Genomic DNA, 15,454 nt, shown 5'->3' with positions numbered 1-15,454 from the left:
TTTTTGCGTCATCTATTTGCGCCATCGCGGCGCCATTCGTGTCATGAAACTGTAATGGAACGCGCCTAGCCCGCCATACGTGACGGGATTTTCGAGCGCTCAAAGCCCTCCTGGCGCCGGTCACGTCTACCGTTCGTTCCATCCAGGGAAGACCTCAGATGTTCACCAAGAAACTTCTTTCGACCTGCCTCGGCGCGGGCCTCGCAGCCGTGTTCGCGATGTCCGCTTCCGCTGCCGATATTACCGGCGCCGGCTCCACCTTCGTTTATCCCGTTCTCTCCAAGTGGTCGGCTGACTACAACAAGATCAACGGCGACAAGCTGAACTACCAGTCGATCGGTTCTGGCGGCGGTATCGCTCAGATCAAGGCTGCGACCGTCGATTTCGGCGCGTCCGACGCTCCGATGAAGCCGGAAGACCTCCAGGCTGCCGGCCTCGGCCAGTTCCCGGTCGTTGTTGGCGGCATCGTGCCGGTCATCAACGTCAAGGGCATCGCCTCCGGTCAGCTGAAGCTTTCCGGCAAGGTTCTCGCCGACATCTTCCTCGGCAACGTCAACAAGTGGAACGACAAGGCCATCGCCGACCTGAACCCGGGCCTCAAGCTGCCCGACAGCCAGATCGCTGTCGTTCACCGCTCGGACGGCTCCGGCACTTCCTTCAACTGGACCAACTTCTTCTCCAAGGTCAATCCGGATTGGAAGTCGAAGGTCGGTGAAGGCACCGCCGTCAATTGGCCGGTCGGCATCGGCGGTAAGGGCAACGAAGGCGTCGCCGCCTACGTCACCCGCGTCAAGGATTCGATCGGCTACGTCGAATACGCCTACGCCCTGCAGAACAAGCTGCCCTTCGCGCTCGTTCAGAATGCTGCCGGCCAGTATCCGAAGCCGAACGCTGAATCCTTCGGTGCCGCTGCTGCCAGCGCCGAATGGGGCACTGCCAAGGACTTCTTCCTGATCATGACCAACGCTCCGGGCGAAAAGGCATGGCCGATCACTGCCACGACCTGGGCGATCATGTACAAGCAGCCGAAGGATGCCGCTCGCTCGAAGGCCGCTTTCGACTTCTTCAAGTGGGCGCTCGAAAAGGGCCAGAAGGAAGCGTCCTCGCTGGACTACGTTCCGCTTCCCGAAACCCTCGTCAAGCAGATCGAGGGCTACTGGACCTCTGAGTTCAAGGGCTGATCCACTCGGAGGGGGCGGCTGGCTTGGCCGCCCCTTTCGCTTTCATTTTCTCGGATATTTGAGCGCATAGAGACATGAGCGAAGCACTGGCAACGATGCCCGCCGCCACCTCCACGCCCCCGCGCCGTACCGGCATCCTGGGGGACCGCATCTTCTTCTGGATTGTCACGGCCTGTGGCCTCATCGTGCTTGCTGCGCTGCTTGCGGCCGCGGCCTCGATGTTGTGGGGCGGTCTATCCGCCTTCCGCACCTTCGGTTTCGGTTTCATCACCGGCACGGAATGGGATCCGGTTGCTGGACATTTCGCGGGCCTGGTGCCGATCTACGGCACACTAGTCACGTCCGCACTTGCCATGATCATCGGCGTTCCAGTCAGCCTCGGCATCGCCGTGTTCATCACCGAAGTCGCACCCCGCGCCATTCGCGGCCCGGTCGGCGGCGCCATCGAGCTTCTCGCCGGCATTCCGTCAATCATCTACGGCATGTGGGGTCTATTCACCTTCGCGCCCTTCATGTCCGACTACGTACAGCCGATCCTTATCGATTGGCTCGGCCCGATCCCGTTGATCGGCGCTCTCTTCTCCGGCGCCCCGCTCGGCATCGGCATGCTGACCTCGGGCATCGTGCTGGCGGTGATGATCATCCCTTTCATTTCATCGGTCATGCGCGACGTCTTTCTCGTCGTTCCGCCGCAGCTGAAGGAATCGGCCTACGCGCTCGGTTCGACCAAGTGGGAAGTGGTGCGCGACATCGTCATCCCCCATACCCGCACGGCTGTTGTCGGCGGCATCTTCCTCGGCCTCGGCCGCGCGCTGGGTGAAACCATGGCGGTCACCTTCGTACTCGGCAATACGCACAACATCGCCATCTCCCTGATGGAGCCGGGCACCTCGATCGCCGCAACGCTCGCCAACGAATTCGCCGAAGCATCCGACGATCTCTACCGCTCGTCGCTGACGGCACTCGGTCTCATCCTCTTCGTCGTCACCTTCATCGTTCTGGCTGCAGCCAAGGTCATGCTGGTGCGCATGGCGCGGCAGAGGGGAGAATAATCATGGCCAGTTCTTCGACTTCTCTCTACCGCCGCCGTCAGCTCGGTAGCCTGATCGCACTGACGCTCTGCGGCATCGCCACCGCGCTCGGCCTGGTCTTCCTGATCTGGATCATCTGGACGACGCTGCTGCACGGCCTCGCGGCACTGAGCCCTGCCCTGATCACCGAAATGACGCCGCCGCCCGGCGAAGACGGTGGCGGTCTCGCCAATGCCTTCATGGGCAGCCTGCTGATGGTCTTCCTGGCTGTCGTCATCGGCACGCCGATCGGCGTTCTCGCCGGCACTTTCCTGTCGGAATTCAGCCGCGGCAAGAAGCTCGGTGAGACGATCCGCTTCGTCAACGACATCCTGCTGTCCGCACCGTCGATCATCATCGGCCTGTTCGTCTACGAACTGATCGTGCGCCCGACGGGACGGTTCTCCGGATTTGCCGGCGGTATCGCGCTTGCCTTCATCTTCGTGCCGGTTGTCGTCCGCACCACGGACGAGATGTTGCGGCTGGTTCCGGATGTGATGCGCGAAGCGGCGCTCTCGCTCGGCATTCCGCGCTGGAAAGTCACGGTCAACGTGCTCTACCGCTCGGCTTCGACCGGCATTCTGACCGGCATCCTGTTGGCGATCGCCCGCATCTCCGGCGAAACCGCGCCGCTCCTGTTCACGGCTCTCAACAACCAGTACTGGAGCCTGGATATGACGCAGCCGATGGCCAACATCCCGGTCGTCATCTTCCAGTTCGCCATGAGCCCTTATGAGCAGTGGCAGAACCTCGCCTGGGCCGGGGCCTTCGTGATGACCGCCTTCGTCCTCATCCTGAGCGTCGTTTCGCGCTCCTTCCTCAACCGTAAAGGTGGGAAATGATGCTTCAGTCGCAAGATACTTTCGACACCACCCGCAAGTCAGAAAAGCCGATGCTCAAAGACAAGATCAAGCTCGAGAAAGTCAATTTCTACTACGGTGAATCCCACGCCATCAAGGACGTCAACCTGAGCTTTCCGGAGCGGCAGGTCTCGGCACTGATCGGCCCGTCCGGCTGCGGCAAGTCCACGCTGTTGCGCATTCTCAACCGCATTTACATGCTTTATCCGAAGATGCGCGCCAGTGGTGCGGTCAAGCTCGACGGCCAGAACATCCTCGATGCGGGCTTCTCGATGAACGAGCTGCGCGCCCGCGTCGGCATGGTCTTCCAGAAGCCGGTGCCGTTCCCAATGTCGATCTACGACAACATTGCCTATGGCATCAAACACCACGAGCGCCTCGGCAAGGCCGATATGGACGTTCGCGTCGAACAGGCGCTGCGCCAGGCCGCATTGTGGGACGAAGTCAAGGACAAGCTCAAGGGGTCCGGTCTCGGCCTGTCCGGCGGTCAGCAGCAGCGCCTCTGCATCGCCCGCGGCGTCGCTCTTCGCCCGGAAGTCCTGCTCCTTGACGAGCCGACCTCGGCCCTCGACCCGATCTCGACCGCCAAGGTGGAAGAACTGGTCACCCAGCTGAAGGCCGATTTCACGATCGTCATCGTAACCCACAACATGCAGCAGGCGAGCCGCATCTCCGACAATACAACCTTCATGTATCTCGGAGAAATGATCGAAACCGGCCCGACCGCTCAAATCTTCCAGGCGCCGAAGGTGAAGCGGACGGAGGATTATATCACCGGTCGTTACGGCTGATTGGGGAAGTCCAGCTTTTATCGAGATGCCGGTGCGGCGGGTACCGGCATTTTCGTGTCAAGCAGCCCGGATTTCCTGCAGAAGCTCTGGATGTTTGTCGAGGAGCTTCAAAAGCTTGACCAGCGCGACAGGAGGTTTGGCTTTACCGTTTTCGTAGCGGGAAAAAGCGTTGACGCCGCCACCGAAGATGTCGCCCGCTTCCTTCTGGTCAAGCTTCAGTTTCCTTCGCACAGTGGCGACGAATACCGGATCGACGCTGGTAAGGTTTATCTGCTTGTTGAAATCAAGCATCGCCGCGCTGACCCGTCTCGCTTCCAGATCGTCGAGGATGACTTCATCGCAGGAAGGGCAATAGTCGCCCTGCACGTTTGCTATGACTGTCTTTTCGCCCTTGTAGGTGTAAGGCATGTCCCGTGCTCGCTGTATGAGTTCGGCTGCACCGCAGGCTGAGCATTTCATCCGTCAAGCTCCTTGAACGACACAATCACAACGTCATCGACGACGGTCAGCTTCAGATAGATCCTGCCTGCCTTGGTCATGGGACGATAGACGTCCTGCCAGATCGTATGATCGGCATAAGTCGTCATCGATTTGTAGAAGTCGGCAAGGTTCAGGGCCAACACGGTCTGGTACATTTCATCGACCGTAAAATCGAGATGCGAAGCGCCCGCCAGAGCCGAATAGGTCGCACGAACCTTTCCGGCCTTAACGAGCAGCTTCACCCGATCCAGTGGACAATGTGCCTTGCGCTTCTCAGTCATAAAATAACCTATTAGGTTAATTTTTCAAGCTTAAGTTTTTAGGCTCACCAAACCAAATCCAGCCGCTCCAGCCCGTGGAAATGATAGATATCCTTCACCACCGGCGTCTTCGCTATCCGCATCCCCGGCATCCGCCCGAAAAGGATCGGCAGTACCGTGTTCAGCTCTAGCCGGGCTAAGGGCGCGCCGATGCAGAAATGGATGCCGGCGCCGAAGGAGAGGTTGGCGGCTTCCTGCCGGTCCGGCTTGAAGGCGAGCGGATCGGAGAACTTCCTTGGGTCGAGATTGGCGGCAGCGAGGATGAGGCTCATCTTGTCGCCGCGTTTGAAGGAAAGTCCGTCGATCTCGACATCCTCAAGTGCCCAGCGCTGGAAGATATGCACCGGCGCGCAGATACGCAGCGTCTCTTCGACAGTTCTCTCGGTTGTAGCTTCGTCCTTAAAGAGATCGGCCGGGTCAAGTCCGCTTTCGAGGATGACCCGAACCGAATTGCCGATCTGGTGGACAGTCGCTTCGTGACCGGCGTTCAGCAGCACGATTGTCGTCGAGACCAGCTCGTCGTCACTCAGATACTGGCCCTTATGCTCCGTGTGGATCATGTGGGTAAGCAGGTCTTCGCTTGGGTTCCGGCGGCGCTCGGCAATCAGGCTTTTGACGTAGTCCGCAAATTCCCTGGATGCGCGATCGGCGGCGTATTCGTCATCCTTCGATCGCTTGAACATGTACATGCCGACATAGTCATGCGACCACTTGAGAAGCTGCGGCCCCATGTCGTCGGGAATGCCGATCATCCTGGCGATCATGGTGACAGGGATGATATCGGCGAAAGAGGACAGCAGTTCCGTTCCGCCGTCCTTTGCAAAGCCATCGATCAGCCCTTCCGCAAGCTCGGCGATCTCCGGCCGCAGCCGCTCGATATGGCGCGAGACGAAGGCGCGGTTGACGAGGGTGCGAAGGCGCGTGTGCTCCGGCGGCTCCAGTTCCAGCAGCGAATAACGCTCTGCTAGATCGAAGTTTTCCAGATGCGGGGCAGGTGGCGGCAGGCCGAGTTCCTCGCGATCTGCGATATGCAGAATTTGCCGGCCGAACCGGCGGTCGCGAAGCAGCATGTTCACATGGTCGTAGCCGGTGAAGAAGCATTGCTTCTGCTCCTCCCAATAGAAGGTCGGGCAGTGCTCGTGCAGCAACGCATAGATGACGTTCGGATCGCTGTAGAAAGCCGGGTTGCGGCCGTCGAGCGAGACGCGGCGGGTGGCGGGGTCGATGCGGAGGAAATCGGGCAAGTCGGTCATAAAGTCGGTCATGGGCCGAGAGCTACCGGATTTCTCGGCGAGGCGAAAGTGTCATCCGATTGACGCAATTCAGGATTGCGCGCATGCTGCTTTTCGCGGGCTCTTGGGGAGGGGTAGACATGCAGGCGGAACTGACGTCACGCGAGTACAAGGTCACTCTTTTTGAAGGCAAATTTGCCGGCAATGACAAGACGTGCCTGCCGGCGGTCAAGGAATTCTGGACGCACATCATCAAGCTTCTGGCCGAAAACGGCATAAGCACCGTCGGCAAGCTCAATCAGGCCGATCCTGAGAAACAACGCGATCTCTTCTTTCTCGATACGTTGGACAAGGCGCTTTACCGTCAGTCCGATCTGGTCTTCAGGCTTCGCCGGGCGGCCTACTCCAGGGCGGATTGGGAGTTGACGTTGAAATTTCGTCACGGCGACCGGCTGCTGGCGGGCGCGCAGGTTTTCCGCGCGTCGAAGAAGGACAAGGTGAAATTCGAGGAAGACGTGAAGATCGTCGTTTCGTCGGATGCGCCGCGCTTCTGGGCTCTGTTCAGCCGGTCGGCCGAGGCACAGGTACGCGACGCGGAAACCCTCAAGACTGTGGGCGATTGTCTGGCGCTTTACGAAAAGCTCCCCAAGAAGTCTCTACCGTTGGGTGATACGCCGGTATCGAGGGTGAATGACCTGACGGTCCGCGAACATGTCTTCGAAGGCGGGTATCTCGAACTCGACGACGACGTGGAAGCCGAATGCGCGATGATCCTCTGGTGGAAACAGGGCGAGCCGGATGCGCCTGTCGCCGCCGAGTTCAGCTTCCGCTTCGACCTCGACAACAATGGCGAGGCCGAAAGCAAGGTCGTTCGCACGGCCTGGAAAGTGCTGACTGCTCTCGCTCAATCGCCATGGGTCAATCCCAAGGGGAAGACCAAGACGGCATTGGCCTATGGCGATGCCGATGTCTGATCATTCCCCGACTGCGACACCCTCGCGACGCGGATCGGCGCTGCCGGCAAGGCCGTTGGCGGTGATCTCGATCGCATGCAGGCCTGAATTCATTTCGCCCGGTTTAACCTCATAGCCGAGCGCCTTCAGCGGTTCTGCGAATTTTTCCGCATCCGTGCCGGCTTCGATCTCATAGGCACCGAAGCGGTTGATGAAATGCGGCTGGGCGACGATCTGTTCGACCGGCATGCCCCAGTCGATATAGGCGATCAGCGCCTGCGCCACATACCCGATGATCTGGCTGCCGCCGGGCGAGCCGATGGCGAGCAGCGGCTTGCCGTCCTTCATCACGATGGTCGGCGCCATCGAGGAACGTGGCCGCTTGCCCGGCTCGACACGGTTGGCGATCGGCAGGCTGCCATCGTGCGTCTTGAAGGAGAAGTCCGTCAGCTCGTTATTGAGCAGGAAGCCGTTGGTCATAAGCCTTGAGCCGAAGCCGCCTTCGATGGTCGTGGTCATCGAGACGACATTGCCTTGTTTGTCTACGATAACGAAATGGCTGGTGGACGGGAATTCCAGCGCGGCATCCCGGCCAAAGAGCAGTGCATGATCCCATTCCGGCTCGCCGGCCTTCACCTGATCGGCCGCGAGTGCCTTGTCTGTGTCCAGAAGCGAAGCGCGCCTGCCAAGATAATCCTTCTTCAGCAGCCCCTTGATCGGCGTCGGCTGAAAATCCGTGTCGGCGACGTAACGTTCGCGGTCGGCAAAGGCGAGGCGCTGGGCATCGCCGATCAGCCGCCACGTCTGAACGTTCTGCGGACCGAGCCCCTTCACGTCGAAATTCTCGATGAGCCCCAGCATCTGGGATACGGCGACGGCACCGGAGGAGGGCGGTCCCATGCCGCAGACGTCGAGCGCACGATAGGTAAAGCAGACCGGTTCGCGTTCCTTGACGCGGTAGTTTGCGAGGTCGCTCAGAGAAAGAACGCCGGGATTGCCGGCGGCCTCCCGTACGGTCCTCACGATCGCTTCGGCGATCGGCCCCTTGTAGAAGGCATCCGCGCCACCATCAGCAATCGTCTTCAACGTCCCGGCATAGGCCTGATTCTTCAGCAGGGCGCCGGCCTTGAGCGGCATACGCGAGGCGTCGTAGAAATAACCCCGCGCTCCGTCGTATTTCTTCAGCCGGTCGCCATCGGAGGCAATCAGCGACGCCAGCCGTGGCGAGACCTGAAATCCGTCGGTTGCCAGCTGTTCGGCGCGCGCGAAAAGGTTCTTCCAATCCGCCTTGCCGTGCTTTTTGTGAACCTCTTCCAGCAGGCGCACGGTACCGGGCGTGCCGACCGACCGGCCGCCGATCACCGCGTCCATGAATTTCAGCGGCTGACCCTGCGCGTCGAGGAAAAGTTTTGGTGTCGCCTCCATCGGCGCCGTCTCACGGCCGTCGAACGTGGTGATCTTCTTCGTGGCCGCATCGTAATAGACCAGGAAGGAGCCGCCGCCGAGGCCGGAGCTCTGCGGCTCCACGAGGCCGAGAACGGTCTGGATCGCTACCATCGCATCAATCGCGTTGCCGCCCTTGGCGATTACCTCGCGGCCGGCATCGGCGGCCAGGGGATTGGCAGCCGCCACCATGTAGTTTTTGGTCTCGACGCGTTTTGCGGCGCTGAAGCCTGTCGCACGCTCCGGCGCCACCGTGTCGGACGCCTGCTGCGCCACGGCGGCAGTCGATGCAAAGAGAGAAAGGATAATGCCCGCAAAAATTTTCGCCCGCATGGTGATGCCCCTCCACGGTTGTCTGAGGCTCAAATTGGGCATTGCGTGGCGAAGGACAAGAGGCGGCGTTGGCCGCCGGTCAATGTTTGCTGAGTGAGGCCAGCCGCTTCAATGCCGCGACCTGATGGTTCGCCTGCATTTCGGATTGCAGGTCCTGTTCGTCCAGCTCGCCGCTGCGGTCGATTGCCGGAATGATGGTTGCTTCCGTGCCGACATCGATCGCCGTCCGGTCGCGGCCGCTTTCCTTCGCATGGTAGAGGGCCCGGTCGGCGGCGCTCAGCAATGTGTCCAGATCGGCGCTCTGGGCCGGCATCAATGAGATGCCGGCGCTGACCGTCACCGTAATCCGGTGGTCGCCCGTCTCGATAATCTGGCGCTTCAAGGTCAACCGGATCGCCTCGGCAATGCTGGCTGCTTCGACAAGATCGGAGACCCGCAGGATGGATGCAAACTCCTCGCCGCCCATGCGTCCGAAGAAGCCGCGGCCGCGCAGTGACGTCTGGCCGACGCGCGAGAAGGCCACGAGCACGGCGTCGCCGGCCTGATGGCCGCAACGGTCGTTGATCTGCTTGAAGCTGTCGAGGTCGAAATGCAGAAGCGCGATCATCGGCTTCTGGACGCTGTCCGCCTTGATGAGCCCATGAAACTCGTCGATCAGGCCGCGGCGGTTCAGGACACCGGTCAGCGGATCGGTCACTGCAAGCGCCTTCAGCTTTTCCTCTGACCGCTCGGTCAGCAGCTTGGCGCCGCTCATGATGCTGGCGATGAAGCAGAAGGCGGCAGGAAAGAACAGCCAGGAGAGTTTCGGCGCGGCCGAGAACGAATTCGTCTGGTGGAGGATCGCGAAGATGGCGATCAGGCCGCTGGCGAGGAACTGGACGCCGATCGATGCGGCAAGGAACCGTCGCGTCGTGGAAACGCTTTCGTTGCGCAGCAGCACGGCGATCATGATGCCGTAGCCGATCATCGAGGCGCCGTTGCCAAGTGCCGTGCGGTTGGCGAAGCTTTCGCGGATCGGGTAGAGGAACATCCCGGCGATCCAGATCAGCGCCGGGATCGCCACAAAAGGATCGATCCGCTTGCCGTCGAATTGCTGGAGGCCGGCAATCCAGAAACCGATGCCGGCGAGAACCATCGTATTGGCGATCTGTATCGAGACGAAGTCGGGAATGTCGCCTCGCAACGCAACGAGCGCCACGCCGACGCCGTGCAGCGCAAAGCCGCCGCCCCAGCTCAGGTAAAAAGCATCCCGCTCATAAAGCCATCGTGACCAGAGCAGCACGGCAAGCGTCAGCGCCTCCGCAGCCCAGATCATCAGGCCAGTCACAATATCCACTCGAAACTCCAATACTCGATACCGAGCAGAGCCAATATGGCACGCAGTCTTTAAGACGAGGTTGCCGCATTATGGAGAAACCTGCCCTTTGGAAGAGGAGGGGCGCCCCAAGGGCACATCCGGCATTCACGCCTGCTTTACCGTGATCGGGCAAAAACCTGTGCCGTCTTTGAAAACCACCGGGCGAGGGGCTGCCATCGCGGGAAAATCGTATTAGCGGTCAGCCTCGCGCAGCCTGGGGCAATTAAGGATATCGGATGCTCCGTCTTGAAGTACCGGGCGTTGACACTCTATGTAGGGAATAACCCATTCCAATTGATTCCGGAGCGCTTGCTTGCCTTCGGCCCCGGATCAAGAAGCGCTTGATAAAGGACGGACATGAGAAATCCAGTTGATACCGCAATGGCCCTGGTGCCGATGGTCGTCGAACAGACCAATCGCGGTGAACGCTCCTACGACATCTATTCGCGTCTCCTCAAGGAGCGCATCATCTTCCTGACCGGCCCCGTTGAAGATCACATGGCGTCGCTGGTCTGCGCACAGCTTCTCTTCCTCGAAGCGGAAAACCCGAAGAAGGAAATCGCGCTCTATATCAATTCGCCCGGCGGCGTCGTGACTGCCGGCATGGCGATCTACGATACGATGCAGTTCATCAAGCCGGCCGTTTCGACGCTTTGCGTCGGCCAAGCCGCATCGATGGGCTCGCTGCTGCTTTGCGCCGGCGAGAAGGGCATGCGTTTCGCAACTCCGAACGCCCGTATCATGGTCCACCAGCCGTCCGGCGGCTTCCAGGGCCAGGCTTCGGATATCGAGCGCCATGCTCGTGACATCCTGAAGATGAAGCGTCGCCTGAACGAGGTCTACGTGAAGCACACCGGTCGCACCTACGAGGAAGTTGAAAAGACCCTCGATCGTGACCACTTCATGACGGCAGACGAGGCCCAGGACTGGGGTGTCATCGACAAGATCCTGACCACGCGTCTGGAGCTTGAAGGTCCCTCGGCAGACTGAGGTTCCATAGCGCTTGCGGCTTGTGTCACCCCGATGTGAGCAAAAAGGGGTTTCAAGTCGCAAGGAAAGCGCTATTAGTAACTATTAATGCTGTGTTGAACTTTTATGACGTAGCATTCGTTTTCTTAGGGGTTTCGTTGCCGCCGATCCGCATGATGCGCGAGGATCGGTAGAGTACCCTCAAGGCAAGGCAGGCACGTGAGGCCCGTCAGGGGCGCGTGCTGGCAGCGGTAGAGTGGACCGCGCCCGTTTATGACGTGAGCGCGGAGTGCTGGAAGGAAAGTGATATGAGCAAAGTCAGCGGCGGCAACGGCGGCGACTCCAAGAATACCCTGTATTGCTCTTTCTGCGGAAAGAGCCAGCACGAAGTCCGGAAGCTGATTGCCGGACCGACCGTATTCATCTGCGATGAATGCGTCGAACTGTGCATGGACATCATCCGCGAAGAGAACAAGACCTCGATGGTCAAGTCCCGCGACGGCGTGCCGACCCCGCAGGACATCATCAAGGTCCTCGACGAATACGTCATCGGCCAGAAGCAGGCCAAGCGTATCCTGTCGGTCGCGGTACATAACCACTACAAGCGTCTGGCGCACGCCTCCAAGGGCGGCGATGTCGAGCTTGCGAAGTCGAACATCATGCTGGTCGGCCCGACCGGCTGCGGCAAGACCTATCTTGCCCAGACGCTGGCGCGCATCATCGACGTTCCCTTCACCATGGCCGATGCAACGACGCTGACGGAAGCCGGTTATGTCGGCGAAGACGTCGAAAACATCATCCTGAAGCTGCTGCAGGCTGCCGACTACAATGTCGAGCGTGCCCAGCGCGGCATCGTCTATATCGACGAAGTGGACAAGATCTCCCGCAAGTCCGACAACCCGTCGATCACCCGCGACGTGTCGGGCGAGGGCGTGCAGCAGGCTCTGCTGAAGATCATGGAAGGCACGGTTGCCTCGGTACCGCCGCAGGGCGGCCGCAAGCATCCGCAGCAGGAATTCCTGCAGGTCGACACGACGAACATCCTGTTCATCTGCGGCGGCGCTTTCGCCGGTCTCGACAAGATCATCTCGGCACGTGGCGAGAAGACCTCGATCGGTTTCGGTGCATCCGTCAAGTCTGCGGAAGACCGTCGCGTCGGAGAAGTTCTGCGCGAACTGGAGCCGGAAGACCTGGTCAAGTTCGGCCTCATCCCGGAATTCATCGGTCGTCTGCCGGTTCTGGCAACGCTCGAAGACCTCGATGAAGACGCTCTGATCCAGATTCTCTCTGAACCGAAGAACGCTCTGATCAAGCAGTACCAGCGCCTGTTCGAGATGGAAGATGTCGAATTGACCTTCCACGAGGACGCATTGCGCGAGATTGCCAAGAAGGCGATTACACGCAAGACCGGCGCTCGCGGTCTCCGGTCGATCATGGAAAAGATCCTGCTCGACACGATGTTCGAACTTCCGACGCTGGAAGGCGTCCGCGAAGTCGTCATCTCGGATGATGTGGTCAAGGGCAATGCCCGTCCGCTTTACATCTATGCGGATCGTCAGGAAGAGAAGGCCAACGTTTCGGCTTGATGTGAAGCCCGTTCCGGCAATCGCGATATCGACATGAAGGGGCCCTATTGGGGCCTCTTTTTCGTTGAACTGTAGCAGCTTGCTTTTTTTGAATATTCCACCATTTTTGCATCGCGAAGAATTGCAACTTATCACGCTTGCATTAGAAGCCGAGTGGGATGATCATCATCATTCCGGCTGCTTCGTCTGCTCTTCTGATTGCAGGCCATGAACGCCGGTGATCGCGTCCCGTGTCCTTGGCGTTCCGCGTAATCGTAAGGCGTGCGTGCCTTGTCAAATCACTGTCGCATTGCGTTTTGCGATGGCTCCGCAAGGCTTGAAATCAAATCTCGGAAACTCCACTTTGGGCGGGAGTGAAGTGCCTGGGTGATTTGCCAAAATCACGCCAGGCGACGTATCCCGGAAACGGGACGATGGAAAGGAAATGAAATGACGAATTCAACGTCTGCGGCATCTGGCGTAGAGACCTATCCGGTCCTGCCGCTGCGCGACATCGTGGTTTTCCCCCACATGATCGTGCCTCTGTTCGTCGGACGGGAAAAGTCGATTCGCGCGCTCGAAGAGGTCATGGGTTCCGACAAGCAGATCATGCTCGTCACCCAGATCAATGCTGGCGACGATGACCCTGAGCCGTCTGCCATCTACAAGATCGGCACCGTCGCCAACGTGCTGCAGCTCCTGAAGCTGCCGGACGGCACCGTCAAGGTGCTGGTCGAAGGCCGTTCGCGCGCCCAGATCGACAGCTATACCGGTCGCGAGGAGTTCTACGAGGCCAAGGCGCAGATGCTTGCCGAGCCGGATGAGGACGCCGTCGAGGTCGAAGCCCTGTCGCGCTCCGTGGTTTCCGAGTTCGAAAACTACGTGAAGCTCAACAAAAAGATTTCGCCGGAAGTCGTCGGCGCCGCCAGCCAGATCGAGGACTACTCGAAGCTTGCTGACACGGTCGCCTCGCATCTGTCGATCAAGATCACCGAAAAGCAGGAAATGCTGGAAACGGTTTCCGTCAAGCTGCGTCTCGAAAAGGCGCTGGGCTTCATGGAAGGCGAAATCTCGGTCCTGCAGGTCGAAAAGCGCATCCGCTCGCGCGTCAAGCGCCAGATGGAGAAGACCCAGCGCGAATACTACCTGAATGAGCAGATGAAGGCGATCCAGAAGGAGCTCGGCGACGGCGAGGAAGGCCGTGACGAGATGGCCGAACTGGAAGAGCGCATCTCCAAGACCAAGCTTTCCAAGGAAGGCAAGGAAAAGGCGGATGCGGAGCTGAAGAAGCTGCGCCAGATGAGCCCGATGTCGGCCGAAGCCACCGTCGTGCGCAACTATCTCGACTGGCTGCTCGGCATTCCGTGGAGCAAGAAGTCGAAGATCAAGACCGATCTCAACAACGCCGAAAAGATCCTCGAACTGGATCACTTCGGCCTGGAAAAGGTCAAGGAACGCATCGTCGAATATCTCGCCGTGCAGGCCCGTGCCACCAAAATCAAGGGCCCGATCCTGTGCCTCGTCGGCCCTCCGGGCGTCGGCAAGACCTCGCTCGCCCAGTCGATCGCCAAGGCGACCGGCCGCGAATACGTGCGCATGGCGCTGGGCGGCGTTCGGGATGAAGCCGAAATCCGCGGTCACCGCCGCACCTATATCGGCTCGATGCCCGGCAAGATCATCCAGTCGATGAAGAAGGCCAAGAAGTCCAACCCGCTCTTCCTGCTCGATGAAATCGACAAGATGGGCTCGGATTTCCGTGGCGATCCGTCGTCTGCACTGCTCGAAGTGCTTGATCCGGCCCAGAACTCGACCTTCATGGACCACTACCTGGAAGTCGAATACGACCTGTCCGACGTGATGTTCATCACCACGGCGAACACGCTCAACATTCCGGGTCCGCTGATGGACCGCATGGAGATCATCCGCATCGCCGGTTACACGGAAGATGAGAAGCGCGAGATCGCCAAGCGTCACCTTCTGCCGAAGGCGATCAAGGAACATGCCCTGCAGCCGAACGAATTCTCGGTTTCGGACGATGCCCTGATGGCCATCAGCCAGCAGTACACCCGCGAAGCCGGCGTCCGTTCCTTCGAACGCGAGCTGATGAAGCTCGCCCGCAAGGCGGTCACCGAGATCATCAAGGGCAAGACGAAGTCGGTTGCCGTCACTTCCGCCAACATTTCGGATTACCTCGGTGTTCCGCGGTTCCGCCATGGCGAAGCCGAGGGCGAGGATCAGGTCGGCGTGGTCACCGGTCTTGCCTGGACGGAAGTCGGCGGCGAATTGCTGACGATCGAAGGCGTGATGATGCCGGGCAAGGGACGCATGACGGTCACCGGCAACCTTAAGGAAGTGATGAAGGAGTCCATCTCGGCGGCGGCGTCTTACGTCCGTTCGCGTGCGGTAGACTTCGGCATCGAGCCGCCGCGTTTCGACAAGTCGGACATTCACGTCCACGTGCCGGAAGGCGCAACCCCGAAGGACGGCCCGTCGGCTGGTGTCGCGATGGCAACCGCCATCGTCTCGATCATGACCGGCATCCCGGTTTCCAAGGATGTCGCAATGACGGGTGAGATCACCCTTCGTGGTCGCGTCCTGCCGATCGGCGGCCTGAAGGAAAAGCTGCTTGCAGCGCTTCGCGGCGGCATCAAGAAGGTGCTGATCCCGGAAGAAAACGCCAAAGACCTGGCGGAGATTCCGGACAACGTGAAGAACAACATGGAGATCATTCCGGTCTCGCGCATGGGCGAAGTCATCAAGCACGCGCTCGTTCGCCGTCCGGAACCGATCGAATGGGATGGCACGGTGGAAACGCCAGTCATTGCAACGGTTGAAGGCGTCGATGATGTCGGTGCCCCTATCGCGCACTGATCGATAGCCTTTCGGTTATGCTTGACCGA

Annotated in this window: 13 protein-coding genes; 8 read left to right on the top strand and 5 right to left on the bottom strand. The window is 59.8% G+C overall.

Annotated elements, in window-relative coordinates:
• The first annotated feature begins 158 nt into the window (after positions 1-158).
• The 4 genes from pstS to pstB all read left to right on the top strand — a co-directional run bounded on the left by pstS (position 159) and on the right by pstB (position 3,902).
• Positions 159-1,181, top strand: a complete 1,023-nt coding sequence (pstS, locus tag KX729_RS03135; RefSeq protein ID WP_219740958.1) for a phosphate ABC transporter substrate-binding protein PstS — start codon at positions 159-161, stop codon at positions 1,179-1,181.
• 74 nt (positions 1,182-1,255) lie between these two features.
• Positions 1,256-2,233 (top strand): phosphate ABC transporter permease subunit PstC, encoded by a 978-nt coding sequence (gene pstC, locus KX729_RS03130; protein ID WP_219740957.1) that lies wholly within the window; start codon positions 1,256-1,258, stop codon positions 2,231-2,233.
• A gap of 2 nt (positions 2,234-2,235) precedes the next feature.
• A complete protein-coding gene (gene pstA / locus KX729_RS03125) occupies positions 2,236-3,093 on the top strand; it encodes a phosphate ABC transporter permease PstA (RefSeq protein WP_219740956.1) in 858 nt (285 codons plus the stop codon).
• 50 nt (positions 3,094-3,143) lie between these two features.
• A complete protein-coding gene (gene pstB, locus KX729_RS03120; RefSeq protein WP_376775914.1) occupies positions 3,144-3,902 on the top strand; it encodes a phosphate ABC transporter ATP-binding protein PstB in 759 nt (252 codons plus the stop codon).
• Positions 3,903-3,959: 57 nt separating this feature from the next.
• On the opposite strand, the gene KX729_RS03115 is transcribed toward pstB, so the two are convergent.
• The 3 genes from KX729_RS03115 to KX729_RS03105 are packed head-to-tail and all read right to left on the bottom strand — an operon-like array spanning position 3,960 to position 5,955.
• On the bottom strand, positions 3,960-4,361 hold the full coding sequence (locus KX729_RS03115) for a type II TA system antitoxin MqsA family protein (RefSeq protein WP_219740954.1): 402 nt from the start codon (positions 4,359-4,361) through the stop codon (positions 3,960-3,962).
• Positions 4,358-4,663, bottom strand: a complete 306-nt coding sequence (locus tag KX729_RS03110; protein ID WP_219740953.1) for a type II toxin-antitoxin system MqsR family toxin — start codon at positions 4,661-4,663, stop codon at positions 4,358-4,360. Before KX729_RS03110 ends, KX729_RS03115 begins: the two co-directional genes overlap by 4 nt.
• Positions 4,664-4,707: 44 nt before the next feature.
• The gene (locus tag KX729_RS03105; RefSeq protein ID WP_219740952.1) at positions 4,708-5,955 is read right to left on the bottom strand and encodes a cytochrome P450; all 1,248 of its coding nucleotides are present in this window, start codon (positions 5,953-5,955) and stop codon (positions 4,708-4,710) included.
• An 83-nt stretch (positions 5,956-6,038) separates the two neighbouring features.
• On the opposite strand from KX729_RS03105, the gene KX729_RS03100 reads away from it, so the two are divergent.
• Positions 6,039-6,908: a hypothetical protein gene (locus tag KX729_RS03100; protein ID WP_219740951.1), complete on the top strand. Its 870-nt coding sequence runs from the start codon at positions 6,039-6,041 to the stop codon at positions 6,906-6,908.
• Here KX729_RS03100 and ggt read toward each other — a convergent pair whose 3' ends face one another.
• Positions 6,909-8,663, bottom strand: coding sequence for a gamma-glutamyltransferase (gene ggt, locus KX729_RS03095; protein ID WP_219740950.1), 1,755 nt, complete (start codon positions 8,661-8,663; stop codon positions 6,909-6,911). It abuts the gene before it with no gap.
• A gap of 79 nt (positions 8,664-8,742) precedes the next feature.
• Positions 8,743-9,999 (bottom strand): GGDEF domain-containing protein, encoded by a 1,257-nt coding sequence (locus KX729_RS34370; protein ID WP_219740949.1) that lies wholly within the window; start codon positions 9,997-9,999, stop codon positions 8,743-8,745.
• 378 nt (positions 10,000-10,377) lie between these two features.
• Between KX729_RS34370 and clpP the strand changes: the two genes are divergently transcribed.
• The 3 genes from clpP to lon all read left to right on the top strand — a co-directional run bounded on the left by clpP (position 10,378) and on the right by lon (position 15,425).
• The gene (gene clpP / locus KX729_RS03085) at positions 10,378-11,010 is read left to right on the top strand and encodes an ATP-dependent Clp endopeptidase proteolytic subunit ClpP (RefSeq protein ID WP_219740948.1); all 633 of its coding nucleotides are present in this window, start codon (positions 10,378-10,380) and stop codon (positions 11,008-11,010) included.
• A gap of 287 nt (positions 11,011-11,297) precedes the next feature.
• A complete protein-coding gene (gene clpX / locus KX729_RS03080; protein ID WP_219740947.1) occupies positions 11,298-12,575 on the top strand; it encodes an ATP-dependent Clp protease ATP-binding subunit ClpX in 1,278 nt (425 codons plus the stop codon).
• Positions 12,576-13,004: 429 nt separating this feature from the next.
• Positions 13,005-15,425 carry an endopeptidase La gene (gene lon, locus KX729_RS03075; RefSeq protein WP_219740946.1) on the top strand — a complete coding sequence of 807 codons (2,421 nt, stop codon included), beginning with the start codon at positions 13,005-13,007 and terminating at the stop codon, positions 15,423-15,425.
• Positions 15,426-15,454 lie beyond the last annotated feature (29 nt).

Source organism: Neorhizobium populisoli (assembly GCF_019430945.1).
Lineage (GTDB): Bacteria > Pseudomonadota > Alphaproteobacteria > Rhizobiales > Rhizobiaceae > Neorhizobium > Neorhizobium populisoli.
Note: the sequence above shows the minus strand (reverse complement) of the source record. Positions and strands in the feature narration are given on the sequence as shown.

Excerpts from the sequence above, each read along its gene's own strand:
- pstS (WP_219740958.1), top strand. The coding sequence starts at position 159 with ATGTTCACCAAGAAACTTCTTTCGACCTGCCTCGGCGCGGGCCTCGCA.
- pstC (WP_219740957.1), top strand. The coding sequence starts at position 1,256 with ATGAGCGAAGCACTGGCAACGATGCCCGCCGCCACCTCCACGCCCCCG.
- pstA (WP_219740956.1), top strand. The coding sequence starts at position 2,236 with ATGGCCAGTTCTTCGACTTCTCTCTACCGCCGCCGTCAGCTCGGTAGC.
- pstB (WP_376775914.1), top strand. The coding sequence starts at position 3,144 with ATGCTCAAAGACAAGATCAAGCTCGAGAAAGTCAATTTCTACTACGGT.
- KX729_RS03115 (WP_219740954.1), bottom strand. The coding sequence starts at position 4,361 with ATGAAATGCTCAGCCTGCGGTGCAGCCGAACTCATACAGCGAGCACGG.
- KX729_RS03110 (WP_219740953.1), bottom strand. The coding sequence starts at position 4,663 with ATGACTGAGAAGCGCAAGGCACATTGTCCACTGGATCGGGTGAAGCTG.
- KX729_RS03105 (WP_219740952.1), bottom strand. The coding sequence starts at position 5,955 with ATGACCGACTTGCCCGATTTCCTCCGCATCGACCCCGCCACCCGCCGC.
- KX729_RS03100 (WP_219740951.1), top strand. The coding sequence starts at position 6,039 with ATGCTGCTTTTCGCGGGCTCTTGGGGAGGGGTAGACATGCAGGCGGAA.
- ggt (WP_219740950.1), bottom strand. The coding sequence starts at position 8,663 with ATGCGGGCGAAAATTTTTGCGGGCATTATCCTTTCTCTCTTTGCATCG.
- clpP (WP_219740948.1), top strand. The coding sequence starts at position 10,378 with ATGAGAAATCCAGTTGATACCGCAATGGCCCTGGTGCCGATGGTCGTC.
- clpX (WP_219740947.1), top strand. The coding sequence starts at position 11,298 with ATGAGCAAAGTCAGCGGCGGCAACGGCGGCGACTCCAAGAATACCCTG.
- lon (WP_219740946.1), top strand. The coding sequence starts at position 13,005 with ATGACGAATTCAACGTCTGCGGCATCTGGCGTAGAGACCTATCCGGTC.